Here is a 6208-nt window from a genome sequence, read left to right on the forward strand (position 1 = left end):
CTCTTAGATAACCGGTTTGCTTCTATTCATACTAAATCTGGTTAAGTAGCTGGTTATAATTAAATTAAAAATAGATTTTAGGTTCGATCCCCCCTAGCCCCCCTTGATAAGGGGGGAAGCCGAAGGCGGGGGGATCCCCCTTGATAAGGGGGGTGCCGATCCCCCCTGCCCCCCTTGATAAGGGGGGTGCCGATAGGCGGGGGGATCCCCCTTAATAAGGGGGGCATCTGATAATTTTTAACGCCTACCTACTTACTTATAATTATCTGCGAAAAAAGTTTAGTAATTTCACTGCAATTATAACGGGATTGTCGATGACTAATTTAAAAAAATGGCAAATTATTAAATCTGAGCTAGTTTTTCATAATCGTTGGTGTCAAGTCCGTCAAGACGTGGTGAAGTTGTCCTCTGGACAAGTTATCGACGATTATTTTGTTAATATTCGTCCTGAAATTGTGTTAGTTGTTCCAGTTACCGGGGATAATCAATTAGTTTTTGTCCGTCAATATCGTCACGGAGTTAAGGAAATTTTATTAGAATTTCCCGCCGGAGCAGTAGATGCGGGTGAAGATAATATTACTGCGGCAGCGCGTCGGGAATTCGAGGAGGAAACTGGTTATCAAAGTGATTCTCTAATACCTCTAGGTGTTTTGTATGATAATCCCGTTAAAGATACTAACAGAATTCATATTTTTTTGGCTCTTAATGCTATCCCCACCGGTCAACAAAAGTTAGATGTTACCGAGGAAATTGAAGTTATTCTTCGACCTTTACAGGAAATTAATCCCCAGGAAATTACTGTCTCTGGTAGTTTGGCTGCTTTCTATTTAGCGAGGGATTTTTTAAAGCAAAATTAAGGAGTTATAGCGGTTATATTAATAGGGAGCCAGTTGTCAGGAGATTATTTTTATTTATTCTCCCCAATTCATAATTGATAAGTAAGTAGTTATAATTAAATTGAAGATAGATTTTGCCTCTGATCCCCCCTTAATCCCCCCTTGATAAGGGGGGTGTCTAACAACTTTTAACAGCTACCTACTTAATTCATAATTTATAATTCCCACTGTCTATGAGTAATTTTTTTATGATTGCTGGCTTTATTCTATCAGCTTATGCAATCGTTGCCAACGATTCCCTACAGACTTTAGGGACTTTTTTAAGTGCCAATGAAGAACGTCCCTGGTGGATTTTATGGCTGTATTCCAGTATAATCTTAGCCTCGATTTTTATCGCTGGTTGGTATATTAATCAGGGAGATGTGGCCTATAATCGACTAGAAATGATTCCCTTCCCAGAAAATTTTACTTGGATTTATATCGTTCCTCCCCTAGCAATTTTAATTCTCACCACTTGGGGAATACCCGTGAGTACAACCTTTTTGGTTTTAACAGTTTTTGCTCCCCAATCTCTAGATGAAATGTTAATTAAATCCGCTTGGGGTTATGCTATTGCTGTTATAGTGGGGTTAGTAATCTATCGAATTATTTATCAATTAGAAAACTTTTTCCTAGAAACAGTTAATAAAGAACCTCAAAAAATCTGGGTAGTTTTACAGTGGTTATCTACTGGGTTTCTCTGGAGTCAATGGTTAATGCAAGATTTTGCTAATATTTTCGCCTATCTTCCCAGAAAGTTAGCGGCAACATGGTTAGTTTTATCTCTAACAGTTATGCTACTCCTGCAAACCATCATTTTTATTAATCATGGTGGTCAAATCGAGAAAATTGTTACTAGCAAAACTAACGCCCATGATCCGCGTTCTGCAACAATTATTAACTTGATTTATGGTCTAATTTTACTGTTTTTCGTTGGCTATAATCATATTCCCATGAGTACCACTTGGGTATTTTTAGGTTTATTAGGAGGTCGAGAAATTTCTCTGACTTTAACCAGAGAAAACCCTAATTTAGCCGCCACGGGTAAATTGGTTTTAGGGGATGCCTTGAAAGCTTTTATCGGTATGGTTGTTAGTGTTGCTATCGCTCTTGCTTTACCTCTAATCGCTCAAAAACTTAACTATCTATAGGGAATAACAAGATTGAGGAGATGGGCGATCAATTGATGCCCCGGAGTGATAAAGTTTTCTATTACTGATAATCTCGAAATTATCGTTCAACCAGATTAAAGATGCTTCTGTGACTAAACCTTCTTCAAGAGTGACTAGGGAAAAATTGCGAGATTTACCCGTATCAGAGTGGAGAATGCGAGGGACACTGGCAGCATTCAGATAAACAGTTCCCATCTCGGAAGTGACCACGGGATTGCGTAAACGGGAAGTAGTATGACGGAGACGGTGGTGCATATGACCGAAACTGACGAGAGGAACCTGTTTTCCTAATAGCTGTGCTTGTGCGATGGCCGCTGCTAAATCCGGATCCCCGTGGTCCCCTCCCAAAGGTTGCCAATCGCGACCACAGATAGCTTCCGCTTCCTTTCCCAGTCCGGCTGGACCATTGTGACCTAAAAAAATCAGGTTATTATAGGCAGTATCTTGAATATTAGCGATAATTTTGGCAGTAGATTCGGCAAAACTGCTGATATTATAGCGTTCTTGAAAAAATTCCCCATTTTTCCACTCGGAACCCCCCCAAGTAAAGGGACGACCCCCAACAATCGAAAGCTCTAAACTGGGTAGGTCTAGTTTTGAGTAACCCACATGAGCAACCCCTAATAATTCTAACTGGGCGGTGACACGATCTTCCTTGTTGCGATCGTAGGGACATTGTTTTCGTCCCCAGGGGGTGGCGCTATACCAAGCGTCATGATTACCGAGAATAACGGCTTTTGGTAAGGACAAACTGGCAATCCGACCGACAATTTCTAGGGATTCATTGCCAAAATCCCCCACAAATAGGGCTAAATCCACTTGTAAAGCTTCTAGAGCTAAATTATCTTCTATTTCCCATTGGTCGTGAATGTCACCGATGACGGCGATTTTATAGCTGCGAGGGAAAGAACTTACCATTACCAGTTATTAACTATCATTTACCATTAAAGATCATAACTAGGATTGGCCGAATAAATCTAAAAACCTTGTCGGATAATATCTTGAGGCTTTTTTGAAATCAAAAAAGTGCCGGTCATTGGCGTAATCGGCTCAATTTGGTCGAAATATCTAGAGGAAATTTTGGGCGCAATAATATTATTGTAGGGGCGAATTGCATTCGCCCTCTTGGAATAACTTCTGCTGCTGACCTATAGGTGAGGTAAAGTCACAAATTAGGAGATGCAGCCGATAATTTTCTGGAGATGTAAAGATTTAAAACAAAGTTACCCACAGTCATCGGTTTGTTTGTAAATTTAGATACAGAATTATCAGGGTGATCTGTGTATGTCTTTACTACAATACCGCACTACTGCCGTTGTTACTTGTCCCCAAGCAAACACATGGGTACAACTCAGAATGCTCCCCTCTCCATACAGCTTTGATGAAGCGCTACTACTCTGTGAACAGGATCAGGGCCGTTGGGTGGCATGGATTCCCGATTTTGGCGAAATTATCTTGATTGAAGGACAATTTGAGTCATAAACTAACTCTTGCTCACAATTAAAGCAGATAAACAGCGATCGATCACTTGTTTTAATACTAGAGCCGTCCAATCGATATCGGCGGCGCTGGTGTCCCTTCCCAGGGTTAAACGAATTCCCGCCAATGCCTCTCGATCGCTGTAGCCCATAGCTTTTAAAATTGGACTGGGGGAAAGTTTGCCACTATGACAGGCGGATCCAGAACTAATGCCGATTCCTGCTAAATTAAGCTGACGAACTAGCTGTTTTCCCGTGATGTGACTGTCATCGTCGGGACGGACAATAAAGCTGACGTGGTGGGGTAAACGATAGAATCGATCCCCCGTGGGCAGCAGATAAGGATAATCGGCTAAGAGGTCAAATAATCGATCTCGCAGACCCATTAAACGCATTTTTTCGCTAATTAAGTCTTTTTGGGCTAATTCAGCCGCTAAACCGAAAGCTGCGATCGCTGGTACGGCTTGGGTTCCCGATCGCAGACCTTTTTCCTGACCACCGCCCCGCAGTAATGGTAGAATATCAACACCGGCTCTGATGTATAAAGCCCCCGATCCTTGCATTCCATAAATTTTATGGCTGGAAAGAGATAATAAATCTACGGGCAGTTTCCGCACATCAATATCGCATCTTGCCGCCACCTGCACCGCATCGGTGTGAAAAAGAACTCCCCTTTCTCTGGCAATGCGGCCCAATTCTTCAATCGGTTGTAGGGTTCCCACCTCACTTTGTCCGTAAATAATGGAAATTAAGACCGTATCGCTTTGAATTGCGGCTTTTAGGTCTAAAGGATTAACCCTACCTTGACGATTGACGGGAAGACGAGTAATTTGCCAACCTTGCTGCTCTAATTGTTTACAGGGTTCAGCGATCGCCGAATGTTCCACACTAGAAATAATTATATGACGGGGGCGGTTATACTGTTGAGCAACCCCGATAATCGCTAAATTATCGGCTTCCGTGCCGCCAGAAGTGAAGATAATCTGGTCTGGATTGGCATTAATTAACCCTGCTACCTGTTCTCTAGCCATTTCGATGACTGTTGCCGTATCCTGTCCCCAAGTGTGTAAACTGGAGGGATTGCCCCAATGATGCCGGAGAATAGTGGCAACCCGCTCGATTACTTGGGGATGAGTGGGGGTAGTGGCACTATAGTCAAGATAAATTTGCATTATTTTACAATCTGAGAAATGGGAGTCAAGACAGGCAGCTATTCTCAGTTTAGCCGTTTAAGAGATTAGAAAACGGGTTTCTTAAAGAAACCCGTTTTCTAAGAAACCCGCTTTCTTTAAGAATTGAGTTTTCGGCAGATTTCACGAGCTAAGAAAGGCAATCGATCACAAACTTCTGGGTCGCTTTCGAACGCATATTGTTTAGTTAAAAGCATCACATTTCTGAGAGATATATCAGGAAGTCTTCTACTTTCTTCGGAGTAGTATTCTGCCAGATCTTCAGAGGTAAAGCTGAAGCCTCTCTCAGAAGCCAGTATGACAGTAAGATCCATTAAACTTTGGACATCTGTTGTTAGTTCTAGACTACCTTGAATTTCTAGATCACTCTTAGCAATTTCATTAAACTGTCTGACGGCTTCGATAGACATAAGTTCTCCTGTGATGTATTAAGATTGAGACCAAGAACAGCCGATGCAAGTCTGAATTGCATCACTATCTGATCTAGCTTGATAGAATACCTCATTGGGTGTCTGATAGTCAAGACATTTTCGAGGACGATTGTTAATTAAGTTTACGGCTCTTTCCACCTTTCCACCGGGAGCATCTCATTTATACAAGTGAGTAATTATACTTGTCCCTAAAACTGGTTTCTGGCAAGGCTTTTAAAATAGCTTGACATAAAACCTGATTTAGGGGTTACAAAGGTGAGATGCTCCCCTTTCCACCTCCTCTGGCTTAACGATTTTAAAATTTGTCCTCTTGGGGAAAAATTGTCTTAACAGTCCATTGGTATGCTCGTTTAATCCCCTCTCCCACGAATGATAAGGAGTAGCAAAATAAAAATCTGCTCCTAGTTTCTCACTCAACTCTTGATGTCCACAAAATTCTTTAACCTTGTCACAAGTAAAGGTTTTTCTTTTGTCAGGTTGAATCTCTTGGAAAAGTTTTTCTGTGACTCTATTGATTTCTTAACACAAATCTAGCAACTATTTATTCATCATTTGCTTATACCATTGAGCGTCTGCTTGAGCTTGCTCGGAGGGAGCGGGGGGATTTAACAGGGCCTCGACAAAAGTGAATTGATCGCGTTCGGTTAATTCTACCAATTGGCTATCTTTGATCGTTTGCATAGCTGCCTCAGCCAAAACTGACACCATAAATTCAGTCAAGTTCTGTCCCCGTAAAAAGGCAGCCATCTCCATCAGTTGCTTTTGCTCTGCTGTTATGGAAGCCTCTAACCGCGCATTGTTGCCGATTTTAGTCCCTTGGAGTAAATCTTTATCTGGTTTCGTTCTCATGGCTTAGAAATTATCTAATTTAAGCACATTATATTCTCAGAAAACGGGTTTCTGAGTTGATAAGAAAGCGGGTGGCTCTTCTAGGTTCTGTGTGATAAGTTTAACTTACACAGGATCGATCAATCTTTGTGTCCTTTGTGTCTTTGTGGTTCCTTCCACTCGCTCGCCAGCAGGACTGTATCTTAGAATACATTTTACCCACCAAATCCAAAA

Annotated in this window: 7 protein-coding genes and 1 pseudogene; 3 read left to right on the forward strand and 5 right to left on the reverse strand. The window is 41.6% G+C overall.

What is annotated here, in order from left to right; all coding sequences use genetic code 11:
* Positions 1-314: 314 nt before the first annotated feature.
* Together PN470_RS03035 and PN470_RS03040 are read left to right on the forward strand one after the other, a co-directional pair.
* Entirely contained in the window at positions 315-857 is a 543-nt protein-coding gene (locus PN470_RS03035; RefSeq protein ID WP_190538254.1) for an NUDIX hydrolase, read from the forward strand.
* Positions 858-1084: 227 nt separating this feature from the next.
* On the forward strand, positions 1085-2026 hold the full coding sequence (locus PN470_RS03040) for a hypothetical protein (RefSeq protein WP_103112673.1): 942 nt from the start codon (positions 1085-1087) through the stop codon (positions 2024-2026).
* Here PN470_RS03040 and PN470_RS03045 read toward each other — a convergent pair.
* On the reverse strand, positions 2021-2965 hold the full coding sequence (locus PN470_RS03045) for a TIGR04168 family protein (RefSeq protein ID WP_103112672.1): 945 nt from the start codon (positions 2963-2965) through the stop codon (positions 2021-2023). The genes PN470_RS03040 and PN470_RS03045 overlap by 6 nt on opposite strands.
* A 366-nt stretch (positions 2966-3331) precedes the next feature.
* Here PN470_RS03045 and PN470_RS03050 point away from each other — a divergent pair, with 366 nt between their 5' ends.
* Positions 3332-3529 carry a hypothetical protein gene (locus PN470_RS03050; RefSeq protein WP_002736283.1) on the forward strand — a complete coding sequence of 66 codons (198 nt, stop codon included), beginning with the start codon at positions 3332-3334 and terminating at the stop codon, positions 3527-3529.
* 1 nt (position 3530) lies between these two features.
* Here PN470_RS03050 and PN470_RS03055 read toward each other — a convergent pair whose 3' ends face one another.
* The 4 genes and pseudogenes from PN470_RS03055 to PN470_RS03070 all read right to left on the reverse strand — a co-directional run bounded on the left by PN470_RS03055 (position 3531) and on the right by PN470_RS03070 (position 5995).
* Complete coding sequence (locus PN470_RS03055) at positions 3531-4697, reverse strand: cysteine desulfurase family protein (protein WP_272103618.1); 1167 nt, start codon at positions 4695-4697, stop codon at positions 3531-3533.
* Between the two features lie 116 nt (positions 4698-4813).
* The gene (locus PN470_RS03060) at positions 4814-5125 is read right to left on the reverse strand and encodes a Nif11-like leader peptide family natural product precursor (protein ID WP_271935764.1); all 312 of its coding nucleotides are present in this window, start codon (positions 5123-5125) and stop codon (positions 4814-4816) included.
* A gap of 291 nt (positions 5126-5416) precedes the next feature.
* Positions 5417-5665 (reverse strand): annotated as a pseudogene (locus PN470_RS03065) (IS30 family transposase); the annotation flags it as partial.
* An 18-nt stretch (positions 5666-5683) separates the two neighbouring features.
* On the reverse strand, positions 5684-5995 hold the full coding sequence (locus PN470_RS03070; protein WP_271935762.1) for a type II toxin-antitoxin system TacA family antitoxin: 312 nt from the start codon (positions 5993-5995) through the stop codon (positions 5684-5686).
* Positions 5996-6208: the final 213 nt, after the last annotated feature.

The sequence above is a fragment of the Microcystis sp. CS-574 genome (genome assembly GCF_028329095.1).
Taxonomy (GTDB): Bacteria; Cyanobacteriota; Cyanobacteriia; order Cyanobacteriales; family Microcystaceae; genus Microcystis; species Microcystis ichthyoblabe_A.

What these genes read in the sequence shown, in the direction of transcription:
- PN470_RS03070 (WP_271935762.1), bottom strand. Translation starts at nt 5,995, where the DNA reads ATGAGAACGAAACCAGATAAAGATTTACTCCAAGGGACTAAAATCGGC.
- PN470_RS03035 (WP_190538254.1), top strand. Translation starts at nt 315, where the DNA reads ATGACTAATTTAAAAAAATGGCAAATTATTAAATCTGAGCTAGTTTTT.
- PN470_RS03050 (WP_002736283.1), top strand. Translation starts at nt 3,332, where the DNA reads ATGTCTTTACTACAATACCGCACTACTGCCGTTGTTACTTGTCCCCAA.
- PN470_RS03040 (WP_103112673.1), top strand. Translation starts at nt 1,085, where the DNA reads ATGATTGCTGGCTTTATTCTATCAGCTTATGCAATCGTTGCCAACGAT.
- PN470_RS03055 (WP_272103618.1), bottom strand. Translation starts at nt 4,697, where the DNA reads ATGCAAATTTATCTTGACTATAGTGCCACTACCCCCACTCATCCCCAA.
- PN470_RS03045 (WP_103112672.1), bottom strand. Translation starts at nt 2,965, where the DNA reads ATGGTAAGTTCTTTCCCTCGCAGCTATAAAATCGCCGTCATCGGTGAC.
- PN470_RS03060 (WP_271935764.1), bottom strand. Translation starts at nt 5,125, where the DNA reads ATGTCTATCGAAGCCGTCAGACAGTTTAATGAAATTGCTAAGAGTGAT.